26 protein-coding genes are annotated in these 26,735 nt (G+C 56.0%); 23 read left to right on the top strand and 3 right to left on the bottom strand.

Annotation, left to right across the window (positions count from 1 at the left end):
* From HNP33_RS20905 to HNP33_RS17855, 13 genes are all read left to right on the top strand, one after another.
* A partial coding sequence (locus HNP33_RS20905) for a hypothetical protein (protein ID WP_221452122.1) occupies positions 1–557 on the top strand: 557 nt, incomplete at its 5' end.
* A 2-nt stretch (positions 558–559) separates the two neighbouring features.
* Positions 560–1,258, top strand: coding sequence for an RHS repeat domain-containing protein (locus HNP33_RS17910; protein ID WP_184710912.1), 699 nt, complete (start codon positions 560–562; stop codon positions 1,256–1,258).
* Entirely contained in the window at positions 1,258–1,731 is a 474-nt protein-coding gene (gene imm9, locus HNP33_RS17905) for an Imm9 family immunity protein (RefSeq protein WP_184710914.1), read from the top strand. The genes HNP33_RS17910 and imm9 overlap by 1 nt, the downstream gene beginning before the upstream one ends.
* A 281-nt stretch (positions 1,732–2,012) precedes the next feature.
* On the top strand, positions 2,013–2,564 hold the full coding sequence (locus HNP33_RS17900; RefSeq protein ID WP_184710916.1) for an RHS domain-containing protein: 552 nt from the start codon (positions 2,013–2,015) through the stop codon (positions 2,562–2,564).
* A gap of 59 nt (positions 2,565–2,623) precedes the next feature.
* Complete coding sequence (locus HNP33_RS17895; RefSeq protein ID WP_184710918.1) at positions 2,624–3,391, top strand: M35 family metallo-endopeptidase; 768 nt, start codon at positions 2,624–2,626, stop codon at positions 3,389–3,391.
* A 12-nt stretch (positions 3,392–3,403) separates the two neighbouring features.
* Complete coding sequence (locus tag HNP33_RS17890; protein ID WP_184710920.1) at positions 3,404–3,841, top strand: hypothetical protein; 438 nt, start codon at positions 3,404–3,406, stop codon at positions 3,839–3,841.
* A 296-nt stretch (positions 3,842–4,137) separates the two neighbouring features.
* Entirely contained in the window at positions 4,138–4,707 is a 570-nt protein-coding gene (gene tssJ, locus HNP33_RS17885) for a type VI secretion system lipoprotein TssJ (RefSeq protein WP_184710922.1), read from the top strand.
* A 20-nt stretch (positions 4,708–4,727) separates the two neighbouring features.
* Positions 4,728–6,056: a type VI secretion system baseplate subunit TssK gene (gene tssK / locus HNP33_RS17880; RefSeq protein ID WP_184710924.1), complete on the top strand. Its 1,329-nt coding sequence runs from the start codon at positions 4,728–4,730 to the stop codon at positions 6,054–6,056.
* A 102-nt stretch (positions 6,057–6,158) separates the two neighbouring features.
* Positions 6,159–7,412 (top strand): DotU family type VI secretion system protein, encoded by a 1,254-nt coding sequence (locus HNP33_RS17875; RefSeq protein WP_184710977.1) that lies wholly within the window; start codon positions 6,159–6,161, stop codon positions 7,410–7,412.
* Complete coding sequence (tssM, locus tag HNP33_RS17870; RefSeq protein WP_184749488.1) at positions 7,409–11,017, top strand: type VI secretion system membrane subunit TssM; 3,609 nt, start codon at positions 7,409–7,411, stop codon at positions 11,015–11,017. The genes HNP33_RS17875 and tssM overlap by 4 nt, the downstream gene beginning before the upstream one ends.
* 41 nt (positions 11,018–11,058) lie before the next feature.
* Positions 11,059–11,796 (top strand): type VI secretion system-associated protein TagF, encoded by a 738-nt coding sequence (gene tagF, locus HNP33_RS17865; protein WP_233464590.1) that lies wholly within the window; start codon positions 11,059–11,061, stop codon positions 11,794–11,796.
* Positions 11,797–11,835: 39 nt separating this feature from the next.
* Positions 11,836–13,887 (top strand): serine/threonine-protein kinase, encoded by a 2,052-nt coding sequence (locus tag HNP33_RS17860; RefSeq protein WP_184710930.1) that lies wholly within the window; start codon positions 11,836–11,838, stop codon positions 13,885–13,887.
* Positions 13,888–13,913: 26 nt separating this feature from the next.
* Positions 13,914–14,426: a TssQ family T6SS-associated lipoprotein gene (locus HNP33_RS17855; RefSeq protein WP_184710932.1), complete on the top strand. Its 513-nt coding sequence runs from the start codon at positions 13,914–13,916 to the stop codon at positions 14,424–14,426.
* A 59-nt stretch (positions 14,427–14,485) separates the two neighbouring features.
* Here the strand turns inward: HNP33_RS17855 and HNP33_RS17850 are convergent, their stop codons facing one another.
* Entirely contained in the window at positions 14,486–15,508 is a 1,023-nt protein-coding gene (locus HNP33_RS17850) for an MBL fold metallo-hydrolase (protein WP_221452121.1), read from the bottom strand.
* 299 nt (positions 15,509–15,807) lie between these two features.
* Between HNP33_RS17850 and HNP33_RS17845 the strand changes: the two genes are divergently transcribed.
* The 6 genes from HNP33_RS17845 (at position 15,808) to HNP33_RS17820 (ending at position 22,057) form a co-directional block, all read left to right on the top strand.
* Positions 15,808–16,026: a YdcH family protein gene (locus HNP33_RS17845; protein WP_184710936.1), complete on the top strand. Its 219-nt coding sequence runs from the start codon at positions 15,808–15,810 to the stop codon at positions 16,024–16,026.
* 381 nt (positions 16,027–16,407) lie between these two features.
* Entirely contained in the window at positions 16,408–16,860 is a 453-nt protein-coding gene (locus HNP33_RS17840; RefSeq protein ID WP_184710938.1) for a universal stress protein, read from the top strand.
* Positions 16,861–16,976: 116 nt separating this feature from the next.
* Entirely contained in the window at positions 16,977–18,485 is a 1,509-nt protein-coding gene (locus HNP33_RS17835; RefSeq protein WP_184710979.1) for a DASS family sodium-coupled anion symporter, read from the top strand.
* 13 nt (positions 18,486–18,498) lie between these two features.
* Positions 18,499–19,194 (top strand): 4Fe-4S dicluster domain-containing protein, encoded by a 696-nt coding sequence (locus HNP33_RS17830; RefSeq protein ID WP_184710940.1) that lies wholly within the window; start codon positions 18,499–18,501, stop codon positions 19,192–19,194.
* 29 nt (positions 19,195–19,223) lie between these two features.
* A complete protein-coding gene (locus HNP33_RS17825) occupies positions 19,224–20,816 on the top strand; it encodes an FAD-dependent oxidoreductase (protein ID WP_418903858.1) in 1,593 nt (530 codons plus the stop codon).
* The gene (locus HNP33_RS17820) at positions 20,813–22,057 is read left to right on the top strand and encodes a complex I 51 kDa subunit family protein (RefSeq protein WP_184710944.1); all 1,245 of its coding nucleotides are present in this window, start codon (positions 20,813–20,815) and stop codon (positions 22,055–22,057) included. The genes HNP33_RS17825 and HNP33_RS17820 overlap by 4 nt, the downstream gene beginning before the upstream one ends.
* 228 nt (positions 22,058–22,285) lie before the next feature.
* Here the strand turns inward: HNP33_RS17820 and HNP33_RS17815 are convergent, their stop codons facing one another.
* On the bottom strand, positions 22,286–23,233 hold the full coding sequence (locus tag HNP33_RS17815) for a LysR family transcriptional regulator (protein WP_184710946.1): 948 nt from the start codon (positions 23,231–23,233) through the stop codon (positions 22,286–22,288).
* A gap of 85 nt (positions 23,234–23,318) precedes the next feature.
* Here HNP33_RS17815 and HNP33_RS17810 point away from each other — a divergent pair, with 85 nt between their 5' ends.
* Genes HNP33_RS17810 through HNP33_RS17795 form a run of 4 tightly spaced genes read left to right on the top strand, consistent with a single transcriptional unit; the run spans position 23,319 to position 25,628 of the window.
* Positions 23,319–23,954, top strand: coding sequence for a DsbA family protein (locus HNP33_RS17810; protein WP_184710948.1), 636 nt, complete (start codon positions 23,319–23,321; stop codon positions 23,952–23,954).
* Positions 23,955–23,972: 18 nt separating this feature from the next.
* Positions 23,973–24,365 carry a nuclear transport factor 2 family protein gene (locus HNP33_RS17805; protein WP_184710950.1) on the top strand — a complete coding sequence of 131 codons (393 nt, stop codon included), beginning with the start codon at positions 23,973–23,975 and terminating at the stop codon, positions 24,363–24,365.
* Between the two features lie 6 nt (positions 24,366–24,371).
* Positions 24,372–24,644, top strand: coding sequence for a hypothetical protein (locus tag HNP33_RS17800; RefSeq protein ID WP_184710952.1), 273 nt, complete (start codon positions 24,372–24,374; stop codon positions 24,642–24,644).
* Between the two features lie 30 nt (positions 24,645–24,674).
* Positions 24,675–25,628, top strand: coding sequence for an MBL fold metallo-hydrolase (locus HNP33_RS17795; RefSeq protein WP_184710953.1), 954 nt, complete (start codon positions 24,675–24,677; stop codon positions 25,626–25,628).
* 45 nt (positions 25,629–25,673) lie between these two features.
* Here HNP33_RS17795 and HNP33_RS17790 read toward each other — a convergent pair whose 3' ends face one another.
* Positions 25,674–26,567, bottom strand: coding sequence for a LysR family transcriptional regulator (locus HNP33_RS17790; protein ID WP_184710956.1), 894 nt, complete (start codon positions 26,565–26,567; stop codon positions 25,674–25,676).
* Positions 26,568–26,735 lie beyond the last annotated feature (168 nt).

Raw genomic sequence — 26,735 nt, 5'->3', positions numbered from 1 at the left:
CGAGCTGGGCACGCCCCAAACGGTGGCCGTGGCATAACTACGTCTGGGGTTTGGGGAGACTCAGTCTCAAACCGATTTATGCAACAAAGCCCTTTGGCACCACCATCTTCATCTGGGAAGGCATGCGGCTGATCGAAGAGAGGCGGGGTGGCAACACCATCAGCTACGTGTACGAGCCCGGCAGCTACGTGCCACTGGCAAGGCTGGATGCAGACGGAGAGAGAACAGACCAAGGCGGGCTGGGCACCAAGGGCGATGCAGCCTTGCCCCCTCTCCCGCAGGCGGGAGAGGGCTGGGGCGAGGGGGCAGGTAACAGTACTGCATCAAAAACAATAGCATCCAGTGCGCCCCCTGAAAACACAAGAGCCCAAAGTCATTCAAAGTCAGCGGCCAACGATGCGGAAAGCCGTTACTGGGCATCGCTGAACGAAACGGCGCGGCAAAAAGCGCAAGCGCTGCAAATCCAAGACTGGGGAAATGCAGCGAGTAAAGGCACAGAGGGGCTGGCGGCAAATGCAGGCCAAGCAAGGTCTACTACTTCCACACCGACCAGGTAGGCATGCCGCAAGAGCTGGCCAATGCCCAAGGGCAGGTGATCTGGCAGGCCAGCTACAAAACCTGGGGATCAACGGTTGCCGAAGAGTGGGAAGTCAAGACACTTGCAGGCAGCCCGATTCACAAACTCGACGAAGGCGACAGCCCTGCCAAAGCCGATCAACAGCAAAACCTGCGCTTCCAAGGCCAGTACCTTGACCGCGACACCGGGCTGCACTACAACACATTCCGGTACTATGACCCGGATGTAGGGCGGTTCATCTGCCCTGATCCGATTGGGTTGGCTGGGGGGATTAATTTAGGAAGCTATTCGCCTAATCCGCTGATGTGGATTGATCCTTGGGGGTGGAACAAGAATTCAAACGATACTGTGGGTGATTGGGTTTTATATGACGTTGATGACTCGCATGGAGGCAAAGCCAAAGTAGGTATTGGTCAAGAAGAGCGGAAGATGGCGGATGGCACAAACGCTCGTGCAAATGCTAGCGCACGGCGAGTGAGAAGGGATCCGAATTTCCCCAATGCACGTCCTACAGAGGTGAGTAAACACCCGGGAATCACTAAGAAAGAAATGAAAGAAATTGAAGCCAAACGTGTCCGCGATCTAAGACGTCAGGGTGAGGCCCTTCCTCACAATCGTGAAAATGACAAAAAATACCGACCAGATTATGATGATGATTCTGGAAAAAAAGGATGCAAATAATGAGCAATGAATTAAAAAATAAGATTAGAGCTTTAACCCCAAGTCAAATACCAAATTTTCAAGATGATATTGATTTTGACGAAGTGGAAGCTAAAATTAATGAATTTATTCAGGAGATTGCGCCAAGGCTGAATCTTCAAGATATAAAGGATTGGAGAATTTTAATAAATATACTTTATAGGGTTACAGATGAAATAGGGGTTTTCAAAAGAATAACCAGATACCCCTCGGATAAAGAATTTCAATTATCGATATCTATCCCAATCCCAAATGAATCACAGGCTATATATGGGTTGAGTAAAATAAAGAATTATTCACTAACGCCATTAACAGCTAATTTTTATTCATTGAAGCCAAATTTTGAAAAATATTCAACAATGGAGGAGTTTATTTTAAAATCCTCTGCTGCTGCCATTAGTTTTGCATTCGAGAATGGGGTTTCATGTAACGGAAAAAAAATAAGATTTAATTGATGATCAATAAACATCCGATTTTGATACATTATGGAAGTTCTCCATCAATACACGAACTGATTCATTGTCCTATTCAATAATGCGCCCTGGCACCGAACGCCAGGTAACACAAACCACACGGTTTGGCTATGACGCCATAGGGCGCAGAGTCGCCAAACACGACAGCTTTGGCACCACCACCTTCATCTGGGAAGGCATGCGGCTGATCGAAGAGAGGCGGGGTGGCAACACCATCAGCTACGTGTACGAGCCCGGCAGCTACGTACCACTGGCAAGGCTGGATGCAGACGGAGAGAAAACAGACCAAGGCGGGCTGGGGCACCAAGGCCGATGCAGCCTTGCTCCCTCTCCCGCAGGCGGGAGAGGGCTGGGGCGAGGGGGCAGGTAACAGTACTGCATCAAAAACAATAGCATCCAGTGCGCTCCCTGAAAACGCAAGAGCCCAAAGTCATTCAAAGTCTGCGGCCAACGACGCAGAAAGCCGTTACTGGGCATCGCTGAACGAAACGGCGCGGCAAAAGGCGCAAGCGCTGCAAATCCAGGACTGGGGAAATGCTGCGAGTACAGGCACAGAGAGGCTGGCGGCAAATGCATGCCAAGCCCAGCTATGCAAGGTCTACTACTTCCACACCGACCAGGTAGGCATGCCGCAAGAGCTGACCAATGCCCAAGGGCAGGTGGTCTGGCAGGCCAGCTACAAAGAATTAGAAGCGCAATCAGCAGGGCACCGATGCAGTCACCATGAGCCGTCGTTCTCGATTCTTTTTATGAATTTTATCTATCGAAGTGTGGCAGTACTTATGTTGGGAGAAACTAGCAAGCTTGAATGTTGAGCGAGAGGTGTCTTGTGCCGTTTTTCAAAGTTCCCGGGCCAGTGAATGGAATCGCGCCAATGAGAAAGTTCTCCAGCGGCGGTAGTGTCAATGGCGCTAGATCGCCGGTCTGGCACCAGGCGCCAGGTTTGGGTTGGCATGATCATCTGCTCAGCCGCAGTAATCTGGATGCCCCGGATGTTGCCAACAAGCGATCTGGAACCAAAGAGTGGCCACAAGAAGCTGCACCAGAGACGCCAGATCTTGTCAGCGAAAGTTTGTCGGACGAACGTTTTGCCGAGCACATCATGGGGTTGGTCAAAGAGGCAATTGCGTTGGCAGAGGTTCGCCAAGCCAGTTTGACGCGCTGGGATGCAGATGCAAAGAAGCTAACCCAATACTGGTTTGGTGCTTCGGATGATGCGATAAAGGCCCATCTGCTGCCGATCATGAATTCCCTTCTGCGGGTGCTGCGGGGCTTGAGCCCCAAGAGCTTTTTGCCCTACAACAGCGAAAGCACTCAGTCGGTGGGATGCTCGCCCCAGGTGGATCAGAATGCGGATGCAGCAGCTTGCCCCACCGATACGCAAGGGCATCGGATTCTTTTGGCGGCCAAGTTTTTCAAGAGAGATGCCTTCAACCGCGTCTACGGTACCAAGGAGTTCCTGCCCAGAGACTCGCAACTGTCGATCCTGATTCATGAGATTACGCATTTCAACGATGTTGCCAGTTCCAACGATGCCTACTATGGCATTCGCAATGCAAAATCAGTATCCGATAAGACGGAACAGGCAAAGGTCAATGCGGATTCGCTGGCTGCTTATGTTTTGGGGATCACAGTCAAATAACAGGAGTCGATGATGCGTTTGCTCGCCGCAGTTTCGACGATGGCTCTAGGCTTTCTTTTGGGGCTCGGGCATGATGCGCAGGCATGCAGTCTCAGTGACCGCCAATTGACCATTCAGCTGGAGCCCCGTAGCGCAGAGTTGGGCGCGCAGAACGCGCGTGTTCTGGCCGAGTGGTTTCTGCAGTGGCGTGACGGCTTGGGTATTGAGTCACTGATTGTTGTTGCGCCTGCCGTCAAATCCCAGAAGGGCATCGCGGATGAGCGGCTTCACAATGTCGCGCGGATTTTCGAGCGCTTGAATATCGGCAAGGCTCCCATCGCCTATGAGGTTGAAGTTCGTGGCGACAGTTTTCCAGACGTTAAATATTTGAATTCTCTCGATGTGAGCGTTCAGCCCGCCTGCATTAAATCAGGGACTTGCTGCCAAGGCGGCAATACGATAAGCCGATAGCACCTGGCGCCTCCCTCACCGTTCTTCCTTTTTTATAGCAAATCCCATCTGCGCATGGCCAATCCCCCGGCCATTGCCTGCCACCTTACAGCTACCTGACAGCTGAGAACGCCAAGAGCAAGAGCGCCTTGTCTTTGTGGCTGAGAGGGCGTTTTGAGAGGAAGGCCGCATGCCCGCCATGGGTTGAATTCCGACAACAAATCGCTCTATTCATACAGATAGCGCCCCGACGGCACATTGCTCTGGCAGAATAATGATTGTCTATTGGTAAAACTTCATTCATAGAAGTGTCTGCTATGAAAAGTCTGATTGCGATTTTGGCGAGTGTGGTGTTGGCTGGTTGTGCAGGCCAAGGGCCTGTGATGCCTGCGCCCTATACGGTGGTGATCACTGCCGATGACAAGCTCAACCCCGACCGAAATGGGAAGCCCACGCCAGTGCAGGTAAAGATTTACCGCTTGAAGGGCGTCACAGCTTTCAACAGCAGCGATTTCTTCACCATGTATGAGAAGGATGACCAGATTTTGGCATCTGAACTGGTGTCGAAGGAAAGCTTCATTTTGCAGCCCGGCGAAGCGAAGGTGGTGCTTGGAAAGGCCTCCGTGGATGAGCGTGTGCTCGGCGTGTTTGTGGCTTATCGCGATCTGGATACGGCGGTATGGCGGGGGATTGCACCGCTGCCGGCGCCCAAGGAGATGGGGCGTTTCTCGGTGTTCAATCCGTCATTCGAATCGTCTTACGTGAAGGTTTATGTGGGGCCCAACAAGGTATCGGTGAGTTCAAACGTTACCGAAGTACCGGTACCCACAGGTGGTGGCATGCCAAGCATGCCTAGTCTGCCTGGCGGCATGCGGCTGCCGTTTTGACAAGGTGAGGGGATCACAAGATGTTTACGCGCAAGGTCGTGTGGTCGGAGGGCATGTTTTTGCGCCCTCAGCATTTTCAGCAGCAGGAGCGGTATCTCGAGTTCTTTTCGCATGCAAGAGCGTTGGCTGCAGAACCCTATTTCTGGGGGTTTCGTGAGTTGGTGCTGGATGTAGAGGCGCTGGCCTTGGGCAAGCTTGCGTTGCTGAAGGCCGTGGGGGTGTTTCCTGATGGCACGCCTTTTAGTTTTCCTGGCCAGGACTCGATGGTAGAGCCGTTGGAGATTGACAGGGCATGCAAGGACGAGCGTATTTATCTGGCGCTTCCGATGCGCCGTGCGCTTGCTACAGAGCTGAGCTTTGCGGATCATGAGGCACTCGCCCGTTATGTGGCTGAGGACGCAGAGCTGGCCGATTCGAATGAGGGCGCGGGTGAGCCTGCGCTCGCACAAGTGGCGCATATGCGTGCTCGGTTGATTTCCGAGTCTGATATTTCAGACAGTTGGTTGCGTCTGGGCGTTGTGCATGTCTCGGAGAGGCGCAATGACGGCACCGTGGTGCTGGATGAACGCTTCATCCAGCCGTCCATTAACTATGGCCAGAGCAGATTGCTGCATGCCATGGTGGACGATATTGCGGGCCTGTTGCAGCAGCGGGGAGAAGCGTTGGCCATGCGTGTGTTGCAACCCGGACGGGGCGGGATCGCGGAGGTGGGTGATTTCATGATGCTGAACATCATCAATCGCTGGCAGCCCAAAATTACCCATTTGCGTGATCACAAGATATTGCATCCCGAACGGATTTACGGCCACCTTCTAGAGTTGGCCGGTGAATTGTCGACGTTCACTCGGGATGACCGCAGGCCGATTGCCTATCCGGTATACAACCATGATGAACCGAGTCCACCATTTACCACTGTGGTGAACGACATTCGCCGTTCGCTGTCGATGGTGTTGGAGCAGAACGCCATTCCGATCGAGCTGCACGAGCGCCAGTATGGGGTACGGGTTGGGGTTATTCCAGACCTTGGCTTGGTCAAGCAGGCAAATTTTGTTTTGGCAGTGTTTGCAGAGTTGCCCACAGATGTGGTGCGGGCCCGCTTTCCTACACAAGTCAAGATTGGCCCGGTGGAGAAGATCCGCGATCTGGTCAATCTGCACCTGCCGGGGGTGCGCATCAATCCCATGCCCATTGCGCCGCGAGAGTTACCGTACCACGCAAATTACAACTATTTCCAGCTCGACACTACCAATGAGCTTTGGGAGCAGTTGGAGCGCTCAGGCGGTGTGGCCATGCACGTGGCAGGTGATTTTCCAGGGTTGCGTATGGAGTTTTGGGCCATCAAGCCCTGATCGTCTGCAAAACAGGCCTTCGCGGCGAAGCTGCCTGCCTGTTTGCCAAGCATTTAACTAAGAGAAGCTGTGTCCAATCCAACGTCGACAATGATCACAGACATGTTTCCCGCCGGGGAGGGGGCAGGTGGCGCGCCATCTGCGCACAACCCTCTCGCTGGCGCCGCCCCACAAGTGCTGGATTTGCCCGACGTTGTCAGTGGCTCCAACCCATTGGTTGTAGCCGCCAACCCTGTGCTCAATCTGGTGCCCCAGATCAGAAGCACGGTGCAACTGACCGATGCAGGGAGTCTGCGCGAGTTTCTGATCGGGAAAATTCATGAGTTCGAACGCAAAGCCAGGGAGCTTGGCGTTCCGCCTGAGACCATCGTCGGTGCGCGCTATTGTCTTTGCACGCTGGTCGATGAATCTGCCGCGCAAACGCCTTGGGGCGGCTCCGGCGTCTGGTCGCGCCATAGCCTGTTGGTCACCTTTCACAACGAGACCTGGGGCGGTGAGAAATTTTTTCAGTTGCTATCCAAACTCGCACAGAACCCGCAACAGTACCGAGATCTTCTGGAGCTGATGTATTACTGCATCTCGCTGGGGCTGGAGGGGCGTTTTCGGGTGGTGGACAATGGCCGTTCGCAGTTGGAGACGTTGCGCCAACGCCTCTGGACCATTCTGCGCGACTTGGGCGTGGGAAGTGACGATCAATTGTCGCCCCATTGGCGAGGCGCAGTGGGTGGGGGCGCCCAGGGTTGGAGGTTGCTGCCAGTCTGGGTGGTCGCATGCCTTGCGGCTCTGATCGGATTGGGATGCTACCTCTGGTTTTCATTTTCTCTGGCAGGGCGCTCCGATGCGCTTTTCAACAAGATCAGTGGTTTGCAGTTGAACCGGCCCGTTGCTTCGGTTCCCAGGCCGCGGCCAGCGCGATTCAGCAAATTCCTGGAGCCGGAGATCCGCGAAGGTTTGGTCACGGTGCATGACGAGGCTGACCGCAGCACGATCATTCTGCGGGGCGATGGATTGTTTGCCTCGGGCGCCAATACGGTGCTTCCTGCTTATTTGCCCGTCTTGCAGCGAGTGGCTGATGCCTTGGTTGCCGAGCGGGGAAATGTGATGGTGAGTGGCTATACAGACAATGTCCCCATTCGCACTGCACGCTATCCATCCAACTTTGAGCTTTCCAGAGACCGGGCAGAACAGGTTGCCGCCATCCTGCGCAGCCGTGGCGTAACGCCCCAGCGTATACAGGCCCAAGGCATGGGTGACGCGCAACCCGTTGCTGACAACAAGACCGCAGAAGGGCGCGCCCGCAATCGACGGGTAGAGGTCGTTCTTTTTGCTGCACCAACTGCGGGCGACAACAAATGATGTACTGGATTCGACGTTTCTTCAGCTTTTTTGCAAGCCGCGCGTTCTGGGTGCTGGTTGGCGTTATTGCCCTGTCGTTGTTTACCTGGTTTGCGGGCCCGTTGTTTGCCTTCGCGGACTATCGGCCTCTAGAGCCAGAACGCATACGCTGGTGGTGCATTGGTACCTTCGCTGCACTTTATGTACTGTGGCTGGTTGTGTCTTTCTGGCGCCGGCGCAGCATCAACAGGCTGCTGTTTGAGCGTATTGGCCAGATGCGCGAATCCGTGGACGCCCAGCGCAAAAATGGCGACGTCAGCGAAGAAGTGCTTGAGTTGCAGGGCCGTTTTTCGGAAGCCGCAAAAACGCTCAAGTCCTTGCGGGTTGAGGGCCAGTCGCGCAGCGGTTTAGGCCGCAAATTCATCTACGAACTGCCTTGGTATGTCATTGTCGGAGCGCCAGGCTCGGGCAAGACAACGGCCTTGATCAATTCCGGCCTCGATTTTCCTCTTGCCGGCCAGTATGGAAAAGCCGCGCTGCAGGGCGTTGGTGGCACGCGCAATTGCGACTGGTGGTTTACTGACCAGGCTGTGGTGATTGATACGGCAGGGCGCTATACCACCCAGGACAGTAATGAGACCGTCGATAAAACCGAATGGGAGGGTTTTCTTGGACTGTTGAAGAAATACCGCCCACGGCAGCCGATCAATGGTGTGATGCTGACTTTGAGCGCTTCGGACCTGCTCACCTATTCTGATGACGAAATGGTGAGCCACCTGACCGCATTGCGCGAGCGCTTGAATGAGTTGCAAAAGGCTCTGTCCATCGAGTTGCCGGTATACCTATGGGTGACCAAGGTCGATTTGCTGGCTGGATTCAACGAGTTCTTTGGGGGATACAGCAGGGAGCAGCGCAATCAGGTCTGGGGCTTCACCTTTCCGTACTCCGAAAAATCAAAGAGCAACCGGCCTACGCCATCGCTGTTTGCCGAAGAATGGGCAACTTTGGAGAAAACGCTGTTCAGCGTTCAAGATGCACATCTTGCGCAAGAAATGGATCAGCGCAGGCGCAACTACATCTATGCGTTTCCGCAGCAATTTGCAGGATTGCGGGCAAGAGTTGCCAAGGCCGTTGATTTTGTGTTTGCGGAGTCGCGCATCATGCATCAGCCACTGCTGCGCGGTGTGTATTTCAGCAGTGGAACCCAGGAAGGAACCGTCTTTGATCGGGTGCTTGGCAGTTTGCGAAAGGCGTTCGCAACAGCTGGGAGCGTGCCTGTAGCCCGGGCCCAGGAGGGGGGCAAAAGCTATTTTCTGTATGACCTTCTGGTGAAGGTGATTTTTGCCGAGTCTCATCTGGCTGGGCGAAACCTGATCTGGGAGCGCCGCACCAAGTTTTTTACGTATCTGGGATATGCGCTATCCATTCTGTTGTTGATTGGGGCACTGTCTGCATGGCTCATCAGTTACAACAACAACAACGGCTATATGGATCATGTCAGTGACAATGCGAACGATGTCTCGAAATCGGTCGATGCGTACAACAGCAATGCTGGAGATCTGGCTGGATTGATGGCGCTACTGGGGCAAGTAAAGGAAATAGGCGACATGCCTGACTTCCCGATCACGAACCCGCCAATGGATTATCGCTACGGTCTTTTTCAAGGCGAAAAAGTAGAAGCTGCATCGAACCTGGCCTACCAACGCATGCTGGAGAACGGGTTATTGCCCTTTGTGGCCAAGCGCGTGGAAGCGCAGCTCCAGCGTCCACCGGTAGACAATCTGGAGTATCTGTATGAGGCGCTGAAGGCCTACTTGATGTTGCAGCAAAGCGCACATTATTCGCCCAGCTTTCTGCGCCAATGGATGAGCAGCGACTTCAAGCGTTTTGTGCTGCCCGACGCCGACCCCAAGACCGCCGCCAGCATAGACCGGCATTTGAACACGCTGTTCTCCAGCGAGAAAGTGGTCAGCTCGCCATATCCCATGAACGATGCGCTGGTAAGCCAGGTGCGTAACAGGCTCTCAACGCTTTCCACCGCACAGCGCGCCTACTACCGCCTGCGCAGCCGTCTCCAGCACAATGATCTGAGGGAATTCAATTTGCTTGATGTTGCCGGTCCGCAGGCAGCCAATGTTTTTATTCGCAAGGGCGGCCAGCCGTTGAACCGCGGTGTACCGGGCCTTTTTACGTACCAGGGTTATTGGGATTTGTTTGACAAATCGGCTGGGAGTGTCGTTACAGAAGTGGCTGACGACGAGGGATGGGTTCTCGGTCTGCCTGCGCAAAGCATAAAAACGCAGTTGGGAGATGCGGCCCAGGGCAAGCTGGTTCGAGAAGTGCGCATGCTGTATCTGCGTGAATACCAGCAGACATGGGCGCAGTACATTCAGGATGTACAGCTGATTCCCAGTGGTTCGTTACAGGCATCGATTCAGCGCTTGAGTGTGTTGTCTGCGCCGGATTCTCCGCTGCCTCTTTTTCTGCGGGGCGTAGTTCGGGAAACCACATTGCTGCGTGAACCGGACAAAGGGCAGCAGACCGTCGTCGACAAGGTCACGAAAAGCATCAAAAACACCCGTGACGATATAGAGCGCGTGATTGGCCCGGTGGCAGCGGCGCACACCCGCAAGGAAGACAAGGACGAGTTGATCGTCGACAGTTATTTTGAACCATTACGCCGTCTGGTAGGCGCGCCCGGAACGCAGAACCCTGGCTCCATGCCTATTGACGCGATCATGAAAACCCTGGATGAGTACTACGGAACATTGGTGGCGACCGATGCAGCCGTGCGCTCAGGAGGCACTCCGCCGCCGCCAGATGCCGCAATTCGCCTGAAGACCGAAGCATCCCGTCTGCCAGCTCCGCTGGGCCAGATGATTGGCAGCATTGCTACCGCAAGCAGCCAGCAGACCACGAGTCTGGTGCGCAGCCAGATTGGCGCAAACCTGAATGCGACCGTGGGTGATTTCTGTCGCAAAGCTGTTGCGGGGCGCTACCCCATCAACCCCGGCGCTTCGGAAGATGTGACTCCGCAAGACTTCGCCAGGCTGTTCGGGCCTGGGGGATTGATGGACGACTTTTTTAACAGGACTCTTGCTCCGATGGTTGATACCACCACCTGGACCTTCAAGAAAAATATTGATGGAAGCCAGACTGGTGGGCATGGTTCGCTCAGCGCCTTTCAAAAAGCCAGTGTCATCAGAAGCGTATTTTTTGGAAATGGTGATTCCATCCCCAAGCTTCGGCTGGAGATGAAGGTGGTGGAAATGGATCCTGCTATCTCGAGCATGGCGCTCGACGTGGATGGTACGGTGATTCGCTATGCCCATGGGCCTCAGATGAGCCAGAACGTCGTCTGGCCTGGCCCTCGCGGAAGGCAGCAGGTTTCATTGCAGATTTCGGATAAATCAGGAAGCCAGAGCGCCATGAGTACGGATGGCAGCTGGGCTTTGCACCGGTTTTTCGACAAGCTGACGCTGGCCTCGGGAGTGAGGCCAGATTCCTTCACCGCTACGGCGGTGGTAAATGGAAAAAAGGTCATGTTTGAAGTGCATACCAGCAGCGTGCAAAACCCGTTCAGGCTCACTCAGATGCAGACGTTCGGCTGCCCGAGTCAGTTTTGAGCAACCTTCTGAAGCCTGAGGAGTGCAGAAACGTGAACTTCATGGGATTAGCGCCTATAGACGTGGTTTGGGGAGGAAAGCTCCCGAGCCATGGTGATTTTGTATGGAGCAACCGAAGGGATGGCGCCAGAGTGGCGCTGGAAGAATGGCTGCAGATAGGAATGCTGCAAGGCCGCTCTCAGTTCGGAGACGCCTGGGGTGATCAGCTGGCCCACTCGCCTATATGGAATATGTTGTTGCCCAGCAGAATTGCTGGTGGCGACCGAATCCTGGTGGGTTGTGTTGCTCCAAGTATGGACCGGGTAGGGCGTCGGTATCCGTTTTTTGTCGGTTATGCGCTTCCTGAGGCCGTTGTCCTGACTTCCACGGCGGTACTGATGGAGCTTCCTTCTTTGCTGAATATGACAGGGCACCACATTCATTCGGCCATTCAACGCTCCTTGCCTCGAAGCGGTATTGATGACATCTGGAAGAATGTAATGGCGCAATGGAGCTCCATATTCATGGCTTCCGGAGACGCCCAGTCGCCCGTTGGCTCCGATATTCTGGATATTTTGGGGCGCGGCTCCAGCATGGAGAGTGAAGAGCAGAGAACTCGCCCGGTAGTGCGCGGAGCATCGTACCCGTGGCCGGACATTGCCCGCTCGCTTCTGGAGAAAGACTGTCCTTCATTTTGGTGGACACATCCTGCAGGAGGCGCCCGCCTGAAAGCATTCTCTTATGAGTCGGGACTGGACGGAACCCTGATGACCTGGCTGTTTGGCCGCAATGCCCGCTGATCAGGCTGCGCTCGATATACGAACCTTGACTTTAAGAATATGAAACAAGAAACGCCCGAAGGCTCCCCTACAGCAGGTATGGCGATGAGCCTCCCTGTCGGAACGCGGCTGAGTGAGTTCGAGCTTCTCAGCATCATTGGTGAAGGCGGATTCTCCATCGTCTACCTTGCATATGACCATTCCTTGCAGAGAACAGTGGCGATCAAGGAGTACTTGCCAGGTGCGATTGCCTTTCGCGACGGGGAAGGTATCGTGCGCCCCCGTTTCGAAAAATACGAAGGAACATTCAAGACGGGCTTGCAGAGTTTTCTCAATGAGGCGCGGATACTTGCACAATTCGAGCACCCGGCGCTGATCCGTATCCACCGCTTCTGGGAGCAGAACGGTACCGCGTACATGGTGATGCAGTACTGCAAGGGAAGGACGTTGCGCAAAGTACTGCAAGACGAACCTGACCGGCGTGCCCAAGAGCAATGGATAAAGCAGCAGGTGATCGCCCCTGTGCTAGATGCCTTGCGCCTTTTGCATAGCAAAAATTACTATCACCGCGATCTTTCGCCCGACAACATCATGGTGCTCGATACGGGCGCTCCAATGCTGCTCGATTTTGGCGCTGCGAGACAGGTGATTGGAGACATGACGCAGGCGCTGACCGTCATTCTTAAACCGGGATTCGCCCCGATTGAGCAATACGCGGACGATGAATCCATGCGCCAGGGCCCGTGGACCGATATTTACGGGGTTGGAGCGGTCCTGTATTTTGTGGTGACGGGTAAGGCACCTGTTGCCTCTGTGGCCCGGCTGGTGAAAGATCCGTTGAAAAAGCTCCAGCAATCAGCCGAGTATGCGATTTCGCCATCGTTCGCTCAGGCCATTGACCACTCGCTGGCGGTATTCCCTAATGACCGCCCGCAATCCATCGACGATTTTCAGATAGAACTGTCTCCATCGGCAGACCCGCTGGCAGAAGCACCCGTTGAAAGTCGCACTCCTGAGCTCGAAACTGGCTCGGACTCTGAGGTTGCCGGCACAGGGGGTGTATCGGCGGTGGGCATTGCAGAAGCAATTACCCCAATCAATGCGAGCTCTCACGCACCTGTGGATTCGGTAGCCGCGGAGCCTCTGTCGGATGAGCAGATATCGGTGCCGCAGACCGAGCAGGCCCCTCAGCCTTCGGTCGAACACCAAGTAGCAGGAACGGATCGAGTAGCCGTCAAACAGGCCCGCCGCTGGCCTTTGGTCGCTACCGCTGTTGGCGGACTTTTGGTGCTGGGCGCTCTTGTGTCCTGGTGGACGGTGAAAGGAGATGCTTCTACAACGCCTTCTGATGCCACACATGCGACGGATAGAAATGAGCAGGTGGCTGAGGCGAAGCCGGACGTGAGTCGGCAGCCAACCATTCCTGAAACTCCCTCCGTGACAGCCCCTGAAAGCCCCAGTGATGCAGCGGGTCCACAGGGTACAAGCGGCACTCTCACAGCAAGCACGGCAAATGCAAGTCCTCCCACTTCAAAAGATACGGGTGGTGCGCCAATGGCAGCGGTGCAGGCTGGAGCGGTGGGTAGTCAATCGCCGGCAGCAACTGCAGTAAGCAAAGAGCCCGCCCAGACGCAGATAAAACCGGTCGACTCTGAAAAGACTCTGCCAGTAAAGGCACCAGAGATTGCATTGCCAACAACGGCACCGAAGGTTCCGGAAGGCACTGGCGTTTCAGGAGCCGCATCGCCCACCAGCAAACCCTCCGAAAATCCCAAGACCAAGGACAAGGACGCGGTGGCAGAGCTGCTGTCTGGAACGCGCGCCACCAATACAGTGAAAAATCCTCCTCTAAATCCACCAGCTGGAGGAGAGCAGAGAACGAACGCAGAAACAAAGCAGGAGAAACCAGGTGCCTACATCAAACTGTCGGTACAGCCCTGGGGGCGGATCGTCATTGACGGCCAGGACAAAGGGATTTCACCGCCGCTCGTGCGTATCTGGCTTCCCGAAGGAGAGCATCGGGTGGTTATTGAGAACGGCGACCTTCCCAAATTCGCGGGGTCTATCAAAATCCTTGATAAAAAAGACGTTGTGCTGGCGCACAAGTTCTAACAATAAGTTCAAATGGAAATTAATCTATGTTGATATACAGAAATTTGGCACCAAAGCTGATTTTTTTGGGTGCAGCAATTGCACTCACAGCGTGCACTACCAATGAAGCAAAAAAAGATCGAGATGGCAAACCTGCCGTGACCATTGCGCCCGTGGAGCCCGCGCCGCCAAAACCCGCGGAGTCACGCGCAGCCCAAATCACGAATGAGGTCGATCCCTCGGATCTGAATTTGACAGCGGTGGAGCGAAAGTTTGCGGATGGATTGACAAAATACAACGATGGTAATTTTGCCGAAGCAATCAAAGTCTTCAAAGATCCTGGATTTGATCGCGCCTGGCCAGAACTGCGTTATCGATCCATGAAGTACCTGGCATTCAGCTATTGCGTCAATGGTAACGCCATGCAATGCAAGAAGACATTTTTGGATCTTCTCAAGCTCGAACCGGGCTTTGATTTGTCAAGCGCGGAGAGGGGACATCCATTGTGGGGGCCGGTCTTTCAAGAGGCCAAAGCTGAGGCAGCCAAAACTGCCAAGTAACTGGTAGCACGAGAAACTGCCTGGCTGGATCCACCAGTCAGGCACGATTGTGATTGTTCTTACTTCTTTTCTGGCAGTGTCTCTCTTGGGCTGCTATTCAAAGCTCTTGAATAGTCAATTGGAAGCCAGCGGTAGCTATTCTTTCCTGCAGCCAATACCTGTCCAATACCCGGAAATGGCATATGCGCTCCCGCGATCCACTCTCCAGATTTTTGCGCGTCCTGCAGGATCTTTGTTCTGGAGGCCCTGGCTTTCTTTGATTCCTGATCAAAATCAATATAAATGGCTGGGTCGGTGAATTGAAGCGCAAAATTGTGCACTACATCTCCCCAAAACAAAAGTGACTCTGTACCAGAGTTGACCCGGTAGGCCAAGTGGCCAGGAGTGTGGCCGGGGAGATTCACCATTTGCACTCCTGCAACTGGAATGCGCTGCGATGTCAGTGTGTGGAACTGTGACGCTTGCTGGTATGGAGCAATGGCCTGCTGAGCTCCCTGGAAATAAGGCAGCTCTCCGTTGCTTCTGCTGGGAGCAAGCCAATGAGCAGCCTCAGCTTCAGAAACATAGACATGGGCATTGGGGAAGGTCATCTTTCCGTCTTGTGCCAGCGCGCCAATATGATCCGGATGCAAATGGGTCAAGAGAATGACGGACACATCCTCGGGATCATACCCAGACATTTTTAGGCTGCTGAGGAGCTTTCCCATCGATGCACTCAACGCTGCCGAACCGCCTGCATCAATCAATACAAGCTGCTTGCCATCGTCCAGTAAAAAAGCATTGATAGATGTATAGATGCTCTGTGATTGCCTGGACTGTTTGAGTAGGTTCGTAATGGCGGAGGCTGAACGCCCTTTAAACAGCTTCCCGTTCAACTCTACATATCCGTCATACAGTGAAGTGATGGTGTATTCGCCAAGCTTCATTCGAAAGAAACCAGGGCTCTGGTCAGCCTTGCTAAAGCTCGGTATCGCTTCCGACTTCTCCGCAGAAGTGTTCAAAGCGGTCTCATCAGTTTTTTGATCGACCTCAAAGCTTGAACAGCCAGCGAGTGCTGAAACGAACAATGCCGAGAAAACCAAGTTACAGCTATGCTGAAGAGTCCGATTCATCATTGCTTAAAACAATTCCAGTGGAGGTATTCAAATATAACAGCTATTGTTCACTGTGAAGCCTTTTACTCTACCTGGGAACCGAGCCGCTCCTTCCGACCCAAGCCTGAACCGAGAGAATAGTCGGCGGCTATTCATAACCGAAGCTTCACCGTTTCACCGCACCCCCTGATTCACATCAAATTGGGCTTGGCTGTCAGCGCTGAAAATTGGTCAAACACGATGGTATTTCTACCTATTGACTGATAAAACATCTAAAGGATGCTGACATGTTTCCAGAATTTCGTGACGAAATCTCTCGCCTCAAGACCGACGACGCCCATTTCGCCCGCCTTTTCCATCGCCACAACACCTTGGATCAAGAGATCAAAAATATCGAAGCAGGTCTTCTTCCTGTAGGCCATGGCGTTGTCGAGACCTTGAAGAAAGAAAAACTTCATCTCAAAGACGAGTTGTATGTGATCCTTCGCAAGACGCGCGAGGCGTAACCGCACACCATTCGGATCAATTTTCCTTTTGGATATGCAGAAGCCAGCGGGCCTCTGATGCCTTCGGGCTCAAGAGCTGATGCGCCCGAAGATCTTGCGGCTCTATCAATGTCTGGCTGAAATCTAGTGCGCGCCCAAGCCTGCTTGCACAACCCGGTAAGTCGCGTAACTGCAGTTGAGGTGATGCTTTGAGGTTTGCCTACCAAAGCTGCAAGCCCCAAAGCGTAGGGTGCAATCAAATCATCTTTGCTGAAACAACACCATGTCTCTCATTCACTAACCGAGGGGCAGGGTTTGGTGTTTTCCCATGCAACAGTCAGTTAGTGACGCAGGCAGTTTTACGCCTGTCAAGACTGCAAATCAAACAACGGAGCAATCCCCATGTACCAAAAGATATTGCTAGCAATGGATGACGGTCATGCCTCTGAATTGGCCTTATCCCAGGCAATCATTCTGGCCAAGGCGACAGGCAGTGAAGTCAAGGTGCTGTTTGTCGCAAGCGGCGAGACCGGTGGCTTGATGGCGCATATAGATGCATCAGCCGGAATTCCGCAGATACCTGGTTCCGGTCAGCGCACGCTTGCTGATGCGGCCAAATTGCTTGAGGCCGCTGGCATTGTCCATGTGACGCAATTGAACGAACGCAATATTTCGCCAATTCAAATCCATGAAGTAATCGTTGCCGAGGCAGATGCATGGGGCGCGGACCTGTTGGTTTTGGGCACCCATGGTCGTCGTGGTGTGAGCCGAATGATCATGGGCAGTGTGTCAGAGGGTGTGATCAGCAAGACCACCAAGCCTGTGCTGTTGGTACGCAGTGCGCTGGAAGACTGAATGCCCCCGGGCGTCAGCCGTTGGCCGATTAGCAATAGTGAGCCTGCCGCGCGCCCCATAAATACAAACTTGCCTTATCAGGCAAGGCTCAGAAATTTTTATTGAAGAACATCAACATGCAATGGAGCCGACCGAGCGCACTGTTCCGATACTTTGAACAGGTTGTGCCATTTCGTATCAAGCCCGCCCTTATCACCACTGCAGTTCTTGTCACACTGCTTCTGATACCAACGCCAGATGGGCTGACTACCAAAGCTTGGGCGCTGTTGGCAATCTTCCTGACCACCATCGTCGCCATCATCCTCAAAGTCATGCCAATCGGTGTGATGGCCATGATGGCAATGACCATCGTTGCGTTGACGCAGGTAACGTCCACCTCATCCAAAGGCGCCATCAGTGACGCACTTGCCAGTCTGTCCAATCCGCTGATCTGGCTGATCGTTGTGGCCGTCCTGATCTCGCGGGGGCTGAAGAAAACGGGGCTTGGCAACCGGATTGGACTGCTTTTTATCTCTTTGCTTGGCCGACGAACCATCGGTATCGGATATGGAATTGCGATATGCGAACTCGTTCTGGCACCTTTCACACCAAGCAATACGGCGCGCGGTGGCGGGATTGTTCACCCGATCATGAAGTCGATTGCCTCCGCGTTCCACTCCGATCCTGCAAGTGGTACCGAGCGCAAGATGGGCACCTACCTGTCGCTTGTGAACATGCATGCCAATACCATCACTTCGGGTATGTTTCTTACAGCCACCGCACCCAATCCATTGGTGGTTGATTACCTTGCCAAGGTAACGAACCAGAGCTTCCATCTCTCCTGGACTACGTGGGCGCTGTACATGCTTGTTCCAGGCCTTGCCTGCCTGCTGCTCATGCCATTGGCTCTGGCCGTGATCGCGCCACCTGAGGTCAAGGTGACGCCGCATGCAGTCGACTATGCGAAGACCGAGCTCAAACGCATGGGCCGGTTGGCGGGCGGCGAAAAGGTCATGATCGGCACCTTTGCCTTGCTGCTGCTGCTCTGGGCCAATGTGCCGGCCATGATTTTTGGCCCCGCATTCATGCTCGACCCGACGGTGGTCGCATTCGTGGGCCTCTTTGTATTGATCATCACCGGCACGATTGACTGGGATGATGTGCTTTCAGAGAAAAGCGCCTGGGATACCTTGATCTGGTTTGGCGCGCTGGTCATGATGGCTGAGCAACTGAACAAGACGGGCGTTGTCTCGTGGTTCTCCAACTTGCTGCGCGATAGTCTTTTGGCGTCGGGCATGAGCTGGCAGGCGGCAGCGTCGCTTTTGGTGCTGCTTTTCGTGTTTTCGCACTATTGCTTTGCCAGCACCACAGCGCATATCAGCGCCATGATGCTCGCCTTTCTCACCGTCGGGGCAGCGCTCGTTCCGGCCGAGTATCTGGTGCCGCTCCTGCTGATGATGGTGGCCGCATCCACCATCATGATGACTCTGACACACTATGCGACGGGTACCTCGCCCATTATTTTCGGGAGCGGCTATGTGCCGCTGGGTCTGTGGTGGCGCGTCGGCTTTTTGATGTGCATTGGCGAATTGGCAATTTATGCGATCCTGGAAAATTCCTGGTGGAAGCTTCTCGGATTGTGGTGAGGTGGTAGCGAGCATGCAAGCCCACAAGAGCACCAAGACTGCGCAATCCGACCTGATCGGATTGCATTTCGATGGCCATCACATCCGGGCGAACAAGGGAGCCTCGTTGCTTGAGGCCTGGATGGCTGCCGGATTGCCGCTGACTGAGAACGTTGGCTGCCTGGGGCAGGGCGTGTGTGGAGCATGCCGCGTGCTGGTCAGCCGACCTGGCAGGCGGCTTGCAACGACAGCACTTGCCTGCACAACGCTTGCCGAGGATGGGATGCAGGTTGCATTCATTGACCATTTTCCCGCACGTCGTCAGCATGGGTACGATCTGCACGCCATGACGGATAGCTGGGAAGCCATCCGCCAGATCAATACCGCCTTCCCGGAAGCGCAGCATTGCAGGCATTGCGGTGGCTGCGACCGTGCGTGCCCGAAAGGGATAGAGGTGCAGCGCATGGTGAATTTGGCTTCCGCAGGCCAGGCCAGTGCGGCTGGAGCGCTATTTGAACAATGCGTGATGTGCAATCTATGTGTAGCCGCTTGTCCAGAGCATATCGACCCCGCCCATCTGGGGCAATTTGTGCGGCGAATGAATGCCGCGCTTGCCTTGCGCCCATCAGACCTGATCATGCGCATTCATGAAATTGAAGCGGGACTTCAACCCATCCATTTCGATGCGGAGGGAGCGAATCCCCCCTTGGCGAAGGAGATACTTCCTTGAAAGAGGTTGGAATTCCTATTCTGCAAGCGCTGCAAGCCTGGCGTACGGCTTTTCCGGCCGTTCCCAAGGCACTGAACCTGCCCGTGCCAGAGCTGCTAGCGCGCTACCATCCCGATCACCAGGCAGGAGTCATGGAGACTTTGCGTGTAGGTGTCAGTGCGGGAGAGCGGTGCCCTTCCGCTTTGGCTCAATTGCTGCAAGCCGATTCCTTGCTGGAAGATGTGGACATCGCAGGCAGTTCAGCTTTAGACGCCGATGTACTGGTCATTGGTGGGGGCGGGGCGGGATGCGTTGCCGCCTTGACTGCTGCGCGCGCTGGAGCGCGGGTGTTATTGGCAACCAAGCTGCGAATCGGTGACAGCAACACGGTGATGGCCGAAGGAGGCATCCAGGCCGCGGTCGGGGCAGAAGACAGTCTGCAGCGGCATTTTGAGGACACATTGCGCGCAGGGCACTTTGCTGCCGACAAGGCATTGGTGGCAGCGCTGGTGTCTGAAGGGCCGGCCGCAATTCGCTGGCTGATTCAGGAAGGCATGAGCTTTGACCTGACCAAAGATAGCCCGCATATGGGCGGAACGCTTTTGCGCAAGACTCCGGGTGGGGCCTCGGCGCCACGGTTACTCTCCTACAAGGACTTCACGGGTCTGGAGCTGATGCGAACGCTCCGCGAAGCGGTACTGCTGCAATCAGGTATCACGGTACTGGATCGGCACCCCGCGCTGGAATTGCTGGCAGACGACCGAGGGCGCTGCGCCGGCGCGGTTTTGCACGACCTGGCGCGGGGCCGCTCAATATTGGCGCGCGCAAGTGCCACACTCTTGGCCACCGGCGGCGCAGGAAGGCTTCATCTGGGTGGGTTCCCCACCTCGAACCACTTTGGGGCAATGGCCGATGGACTGGTCATGGCCTACAGGCTCGGTGCCAGGCTGCGGGAGATGGACAGTTTTCAGTACCATCCGACGGGTATTGCCTGGCCCCAGCACCTGGTGGGAGCTTTGGTGAGCGAGGCTGCACGCTCGACGGGTGCCTTTCTGGTCAATGGCAAGGGCGAGCGCTTTGTCGATGAACTGCAGCCGCGCGATATCGTCGCCTCGGCCATTCTGCGTGAAATTGCCGAAGGGCGTGGCATTGAACGCGATGGCAAACTTGGTGTCTTTCTCGACACACCAGTCCTGGAGCGCAGTCACCCCGGTATTCTGAAAGAAAGCCTGGTGACACTCTCGCATCTGGCACAGCGCTGCGGCAACGACCCCGCCCGCGAACCGTTGCTGATTCGGCCCACGCTGCATTATCAAAATGGTGGCGTTGCGATCGATGCAACTGGACACACCAGCGTTCCTGGCTTGCTCTGCGCCGGAGAGATGACGGGTGGACTGCATGGTCTCAACCGAATGATGGGGAATGCGTTGCTGGAGCTGGTGGTGTTCGGTCGGCGCGCTGGGGCCGCCGCTGCGGCGCAGGCTCGGACTGGTCTGCCGCGCAACATCGGGCTGTCTCACCTCGCCAACTGGCGCCGCAGCTTGGTCGCGCATTCACTGTCGCTGGAGAAAAAAGCACCGCTTCTCTTTCCGCCTTATGGCAATTTCGATGCCACCAGCTGTCGAAGGGGGGCAACACAATGAAGGTGCTGACCGCAAAATCTGTACAAGTCGGTCCTGATCTGGCCGCCTGGTTTGACGCGGGCGGAGGGCAGGGGTTGGAGCAAGCCCTGGCTGACCCGGCGGGCATTATTTCCTGTCTGGAATCTGCCGGTCTGCGCGGTCTCGGTGGGGCTGGTTTTCCAACCTGGAAAAAATGGGCTGCAGTGGCTGCCCAACCGCCACGCCCCGAAGGGGGTGGCAAATGGCTCGTCTGCAACGGCAATGAGGATGAGCCAGGCACATTCAAAGATCGCTTTCTACTCTCCAGCACGCCGCATCAGGTGATCGAGGGTGCTTTGATTGGCGCTGTGGCAGTAAAAGCCAACCAGATCGCCCTGTATGTCAACGCCCATGAAGCGAAAATGCTGCCAGCCCTTCACGCTGCCATGGATGCATGGCGTGGGCATCCGATTCTTGCGCGGGTGGCTCAGGAGGTGGGCGCGCCGGTGCAACTGCAGGTCTGCCCCAGCTCCGGCCTTTATGTCGGGGGCGAGGAGACAGCAGCGATCTCAAGCGTCATGGGAAAGTTTCCCTTCCCCTCACTCAAGCCGCCATTTCCGGCCGAAAAGGGTGTATATGGTGCACCAACCTTGCTGAACAATGTGGAAACCTTCGCGCATGTCACGCACATCCTGCGGCATGGGCCCTCGTGGTACCGGGCGCTAGGTATTGGCGAGGCAGTGGGAACAAAACTCTATTCTCTGTCTGGAGATGTTCTGCGCCCGGGTTTGCATGAACTACCAATGGGAACGACCTTGCGCGAGTTGGTTTTTGAGCATGGCTGCGGCATTCTGGCTGGCAAGCAATTCAAGGCTGTGTTCACCGGCGGCCCGTCGAACACATTGCTCACGGAGCAGGAGCTGGATGTTGCCCTGGACTTTGACAGTTTGTATGCCTGCGGATCAAGGCTCGGCACTGGCGCCATGATTGTGGTTGGCATGGGAACCAGTATTTTGCGCAAGACGGCCGAGTACGTCGGTTTCTTTGCTGCGAACTCCTGCGGACAGTGTCCGTCTTGCAAAATCGGTACCTACCAAGTCTCGCGCATCCTCGAACGTATCGAAGCTGGTGCAGCGCGACAGACTGATCTGGCCGCACTCGAGAACCTTGCGCGGTTGTTGCCGGGTTCCGGGCGATGCGGGCTTGTCGATGGTGCTGCAACGGTTCTGAGGAGCTCGCTGCAAACATTCCGCAGCGAGTACGAGAGGGCATTGCAAAACTAGGGGCCCTCAGCAAAACTCTCTGCCATAGTCTGAACGCGGTCTCTGCCAATCCGCTGCATTGTCTGCTTCGCCAATAGCGACGGCTACTGTCTTCAAAAACCGCCTTGCTGCTCATCCCGATTCGCGTCCATCTCACTGCGAAGGCTCTGCAGAGGTTTCCTGGAGATTCGGAGGAGGCGGCAGCAGCCTGTCTCTATCTCTCCGATGCTTGGTGCGCCTGCGCCAACACTACTGCTGAGGCTGGGCAGACAGGTGCTCCTGCAGCAGATCCACAAAGGCCCGTACCTTCACCGGGCGAAAACGTGCAGCCGGAAATACGGCGTGGATTCCGCCCGAAGGCAATGTCCAGCGCGGCAACACTTCCACGAGGTGACCTTCCTGCAGGTCCTGCTTGACGGCATAGTCGGGCAGTACCGAAAGCCCCGCCCCCTGGCGCACCGCCTCGCGCACAGCCAGCGTGGCGTCCAGCGATACGGCAGACTGCATGGTCACATCTACGCGCTGGCGCTTTGCCTCGCCAGGCGTAAAGCTCCATTCGAGCGGTGCACGCAAGGCCGTATTGGCAATGAAGGGCAGGGTGGCGATCTGCTGTGGCTGTGCGATACCCGCCAACTGCTTGCCCCAGGCCGGTGAGGCCACCAACAATTGCCGGAAAGTGCCGATCTGCCGGGCCTGCAAATGCAGATCGGTGAGCCAGCCAACACGGATAGCCAGCTCCACCTGGCCGCTCATCAAGTCCAGCGACTGGTCGCTGAGTGCGGCATCCACCTTGCATTGGGGGTAGCGGCGGCAGAAATCGGTGATCACCGGCACGATGGCGGTAATGCCGTAATCCAGAGGGGCGGTCAGGCGCAGCGTGCCCGAAGGCGTTTGGGCAACCTCGGCCAGTTCATCAAACGCATCGCCCGCTTCCTTGAGGATCAGCGCGCAGCGCTGGTAGAAGGCCCGGCCCGCATCGGTGGGCGCCACCTTGCGCGTGGTGCGTGTCAAGAGGCTGGTTTTGAACTCTGCTTCCAGCCGCGCAACCTGTTGGCTGACCACGGCTTTGGTGATGCTCAGGCGTTCGGCAGCAGCGGTGAAGCTGCCAGTTTCTACGACGGCCGCGAAATACGCCAGCCGCTTCAAGTTGGCAAAATTGCCTCCCGAGGCATCGTCTTGATTGTGTGCTATTGGCATACAGTCTATGTATTACATCGGTATTTATTTGTCAATTCAAGGCACTTACCATGGAAGCATTCAACAAGACATGGAATGAACGGGCATGAAAGATTTGTATTACATCTTCGATCCGCTGTGCGGCTGGTGCTACGGCGCCGGGCCGGCTGTCACAGCATTGGCTGAACACGCCGGTGTGCGGTTGCACCTGTTGCCCAGCGGCTTGTTTGCGGGCGAGGGCGCACGTCCCATGAATGCGGAGTTTGCCGCCTATGCGTGGAGCAATGACCAGCGTATTGAACGCCTGACGGGTCAGCCTTTCAGTGAGCGCTATCGCTCGGAAGTACTGACCAACCACCAGCAGATGTTCGACAGCGGCCCGGCCACTTTTGCACTGACTGCCGTGGCGCTTACCGAGCCTTTACGGGAAGTGGAGGCGCTCAAGGCCCTGCAGCACGCTCGCTACGTGGACGCTGTCGACATCACCGACATCGACAGCCTGCAAGCCATTCTTGGCCGCCTGTGTCTTACAGGTGCTGCCGCACGCCTGGCCCGGCCGGATGCACAGCTGGAGGAGGCCAACATCCGCCGCATCGGACAGGCCCGGCAACTGATGCAGCAATTGGGCGCACGAGGCGTTCCCAGCTTTGTTCTGCAAGTGAACGGCCAGTCACGGCTGTTGCCCTCCAGCGCCGCATTTTCCGATCCGCATGGCTTTCTGGAGCAAGTGCTGGCCGCTTGATTCTGCACGGGAGAGACGATGACAAGCAATCTGGACATCATTCGGGCGACCTACGAAGGCTCGCCACAGGACAACAGCAGGCATCTGCTCGCGGCATTGGCTGCGGATGTACGCTGGACTGAGGCGCCTGGCTTTCCCTATGCCGGCACCTATGTGGGAGCCACGCAGATCGTGGCCGGAGTCTTTCAGCGTCTGGGCAGTGAATGGGAAGGTTTTGCCGCCAAGGTTCACACCTACATGGCAGATGGCAACCGGGTAGCGGCGTTTGGTACCTATTCGGGCACTTACCGCAAGACCGGCAGGCACATGACGGCCGGTTTCTCGCATCTGTATGAGCTCAGGGACGGCCTCATCGTCCGCATGGAGCAGGTGGTGGACAGCCACCTGGTGCAGCAGGCCATGAAGGCTTGATGCGCCATGGAACACGCCTTTGAGCAGCAGCAACTGCTGGCCCTGCTTGTGCAGTTGCAGGCTGGCAACTGGCAGGTTGCACACGATGGCGTACAGCGCCACAACGGCCTGCTTGCAGCCTGGCTGCACGGCCTGGTGCATTTGCAGGAAGGCGATCTGGAAGACGCCGAAAACTGGTATGACCGCGCAGGCAGGCGTTTTCGCCAGCGCGTCAGCTTTGACGAAGAGATGGCGCTGCTGCGCGCCGCGCTGCAAGCAGACGCACCGCAGAACAACTGAGCCACATTTTTCATTTTGGAAGGAAAGAGTATGAAGCGATCAATCTACACCCTGTCTGCCTGCGCAATAGTGGCGGCTGCCATGCTGGCTGGCTGCGACAAGGCAGACAAGGCAACGGCGCCATCGGCAGCGCCTGCCAGCGCACCCGCTGCCTCGGCGCCCGCCGAGCCCGCGCAGGCTGCACTGGGCACCGAGGTCTTCAATCCGGGCGAGCAGGCGATCTTTGCTGTGTCGTCTGTGCTGGTGCATGGCAAGAGCGAGGTGGTGCTGATCGACGCACAGTTCTCGGCAGAACAGGCTCGCAAACTGGCCGACAAGATCAAGGCCACCGGCAAGCGCCTCACCACTATCTACATCAGCCACGGCGACCCGGATTTCTATTTTGGGCTGGACAGTCTCCACGCGGCCTTCCCCGATGCCAAGATTCTGGCTACAGCGCAAACCATTGCACATATCGAGGCCACCAAGGACGACAAGCTCAAGGTTTGGGGGCCGCAGCTGGGAGCGAATGCGCCCAAGCAGATCATCGTGCCTCAACCCTTGCAAGGCGACACCCTGACAGTCGACGGGCAGGAGTTGAAGGTGATCGGGCTTGATGGCCCGACGCCAGACCGTACCGTGGTATGGATTCCGTCGATCAAGACCGTGGCAGGCGGCATTCCTGTGCTGGCTGGCGAGCATGTCTGGATGGCAGACACCCAGACTCCGCAGTCCCACACCGATTGGCTGGCCATGCTTGAGCGCATCAAGGCCCTGGCCCCGGCAGTCGTCATTCCGGGCCATTTTGCGGGGCCAATGCCGCAGGGCATCGCAGCCGTGGACTTCACCGCCGACTACATCCGCGCCTTTGATGAAGAGGCTGCCAAGGCCAAGAACTCTGCCGAGCTGATTGCAGCCATGCAACAGCGCTTCCCAGGTCTGGGCGGACTCGAAGGTCTTGCCCTGAGCGCAAAGGTTGCCAAGGGCGAGATGAAGTGGGGCTGATGCTGTGCGCCGGTGAATGCGTTCAAACCGCTCACCGGCCCCGTTTCAGGCAGCGCGGCCCATGCACTCGGCCACCCAGTCGATGAACACCCGGGTTCTTGGCGATAGATGGCGTGCGTGGGGGTAAAGCACCCAAACAGGCATGGGAGCGGGCGCCCATTCTGGAAAGACTTCGCACAGCTCGCCGCTGTGCAGATGGGCCTGCACGTGGTAGCGCGGCACCTGGACGAAGCCCATGCCCGCAAGGCAGCAGGCCGTATAGGCATAGGCGCTGTTCACGGAAACCGGCCCCCGCAGCTGAACTGCCCGTTTCTGGCCTTGTACAAGAAACTCGAAGGGCAGGCTGCGGCCATTCGCACCCAGGTAGTTCACCGCGTCATGTGTCTTGAATTCATCGAGCGTGTGAGGCTGGCCGCGTCGGCGCAGGTACGCTTTGCTGGCACAGGTAACCTGGGCCAGCAGGGCGACACGCCGGCCCACCAGTGAAGAATCCTTGGGCTCGCCTGAGCGGAGCACACAATCGATCCCTTCCCGCACAAGGTCGATGAATCGGTCGCCCAAGCCAATTTCAAGCTCGATATCCGGGTAGCGGGCATGGAATTCGCCCAGATGGGGCAGGATGAAGTGCAGCGCCTGCGTTCCTTGCAGATCCACCCGTATCTTCCCGCGCGGCTTCAGCATGCCACCGCCACAGGCACCTTCGGCCTCCTCCACGTCTTGCAGGATCTGCTGGCAGCGCAGATAGTAGGACTGGCCATCCACCGTCGGGCTGACGTGGCGCGTTGTGCGCTGCAGTAGCCGCACACCCAGGCGCGCCTCCAGCTGCTGCACGGCAAGGCTCACGGAGGCGCGCGGCAGTTGCAGCTCATCGGCAGCCTTCGTGAAGCTGGCCAGATCCACAATGCGCACAAACAGGTGCATCGCATCCAGACGATCCATAGGAGGGGGAGGGCGACTCTTATTGTTTAGATTTTATGGATTGTCATGCCAAATCTCAGAATTTATTCATTTTCGCAAAAACAATAAAGTCAGCGTATGGCATCCCGATGCCATCTCTCCAGTGAACCAGGCAACCCTGGCAGCACTGGCTACCAAGACAACAGAGTT

Origin of the sequence: Comamonas odontotermitis (genome assembly GCF_014207855.1) — a bacterium.
GTDB classification, from domain to species: domain Bacteria; phylum Pseudomonadota; class Gammaproteobacteria; order Burkholderiales; family Burkholderiaceae_C; genus Comamonas; species Comamonas odontotermitis_A.
Note: the sequence above shows the minus strand (reverse complement) of the source record. Positions and strands in the feature narration are given on the sequence as shown.

Bases quoted from the DNA above. Each gene is read 5' to 3' on its own strand.
- HNP33_RS17910 (WP_184710912.1), top strand. From the start codon at position 560: ATGCCGCAAGAGCTGGCCAATGCCCAAGGGCAGGTGATCTGGCAGGCC.
- imm9 (WP_184710914.1), top strand. From the start codon at position 1,258: ATGAGCAATGAATTAAAAAATAAGATTAGAGCTTTAACCCCAAGTCAA.
- HNP33_RS17900 (WP_184710916.1), top strand. From the start codon at position 2,013: ATGCAGACGGAGAGAAAACAGACCAAGGCGGGCTGGGGCACCAAGGCC.
- HNP33_RS17895 (WP_184710918.1), top strand. From the start codon at position 2,624: ATGAGAAAGTTCTCCAGCGGCGGTAGTGTCAATGGCGCTAGATCGCCG.
- HNP33_RS17890 (WP_184710920.1), top strand. From the start codon at position 3,404: ATGCGTTTGCTCGCCGCAGTTTCGACGATGGCTCTAGGCTTTCTTTTG.
- tssJ (WP_184710922.1), top strand. From the start codon at position 4,138: ATGAAAAGTCTGATTGCGATTTTGGCGAGTGTGGTGTTGGCTGGTTGT.
- tssK (WP_184710924.1), top strand. From the start codon at position 4,728: ATGTTTACGCGCAAGGTCGTGTGGTCGGAGGGCATGTTTTTGCGCCCT.
- HNP33_RS17875 (WP_184710977.1), top strand. From the start codon at position 6,159: ATGTTTCCCGCCGGGGAGGGGGCAGGTGGCGCGCCATCTGCGCACAAC.
- tssM (WP_184749488.1), top strand. From the start codon at position 7,409: ATGATGTACTGGATTCGACGTTTCTTCAGCTTTTTTGCAAGCCGCGCG.
- tagF (WP_233464590.1), top strand. From the start codon at position 11,059: ATGGGATTAGCGCCTATAGACGTGGTTTGGGGAGGAAAGCTCCCGAGC.
- HNP33_RS17860 (WP_184710930.1), top strand. From the start codon at position 11,836: ATGAAACAAGAAACGCCCGAAGGCTCCCCTACAGCAGGTATGGCGATG.
- HNP33_RS17855 (WP_184710932.1), top strand. From the start codon at position 13,914: ATGTTGATATACAGAAATTTGGCACCAAAGCTGATTTTTTTGGGTGCA.
- HNP33_RS17845 (WP_184710936.1), top strand. From the start codon at position 15,808: ATGTTTCCAGAATTTCGTGACGAAATCTCTCGCCTCAAGACCGACGAC.
- HNP33_RS17840 (WP_184710938.1), top strand. From the start codon at position 16,408: ATGTACCAAAAGATATTGCTAGCAATGGATGACGGTCATGCCTCTGAA.
- HNP33_RS17835 (WP_184710979.1), top strand. From the start codon at position 16,977: ATGCAATGGAGCCGACCGAGCGCACTGTTCCGATACTTTGAACAGGTT.
- HNP33_RS17830 (WP_184710940.1), top strand. From the start codon at position 18,499: ATGCAAGCCCACAAGAGCACCAAGACTGCGCAATCCGACCTGATCGGA.
- HNP33_RS17820 (WP_184710944.1), top strand. From the start codon at position 20,813: ATGAAGGTGCTGACCGCAAAATCTGTACAAGTCGGTCCTGATCTGGCC.
- HNP33_RS17815 (WP_184710946.1), bottom strand. From the start codon at position 23,233: ATGCCAATAGCACACAATCAAGACGATGCCTCGGGAGGCAATTTTGCC.
- HNP33_RS17810 (WP_184710948.1), top strand. From the start codon at position 23,319: ATGAAAGATTTGTATTACATCTTCGATCCGCTGTGCGGCTGGTGCTAC.
- HNP33_RS17805 (WP_184710950.1), top strand. From the start codon at position 23,973: ATGACAAGCAATCTGGACATCATTCGGGCGACCTACGAAGGCTCGCCA.
- HNP33_RS17800 (WP_184710952.1), top strand. From the start codon at position 24,372: ATGGAACACGCCTTTGAGCAGCAGCAACTGCTGGCCCTGCTTGTGCAG.
- HNP33_RS17795 (WP_184710953.1), top strand. From the start codon at position 24,675: ATGAAGCGATCAATCTACACCCTGTCTGCCTGCGCAATAGTGGCGGCT.
- HNP33_RS17790 (WP_184710956.1), bottom strand. From the start codon at position 26,567: ATGGATCGTCTGGATGCGATGCACCTGTTTGTGCGCATTGTGGATCTG.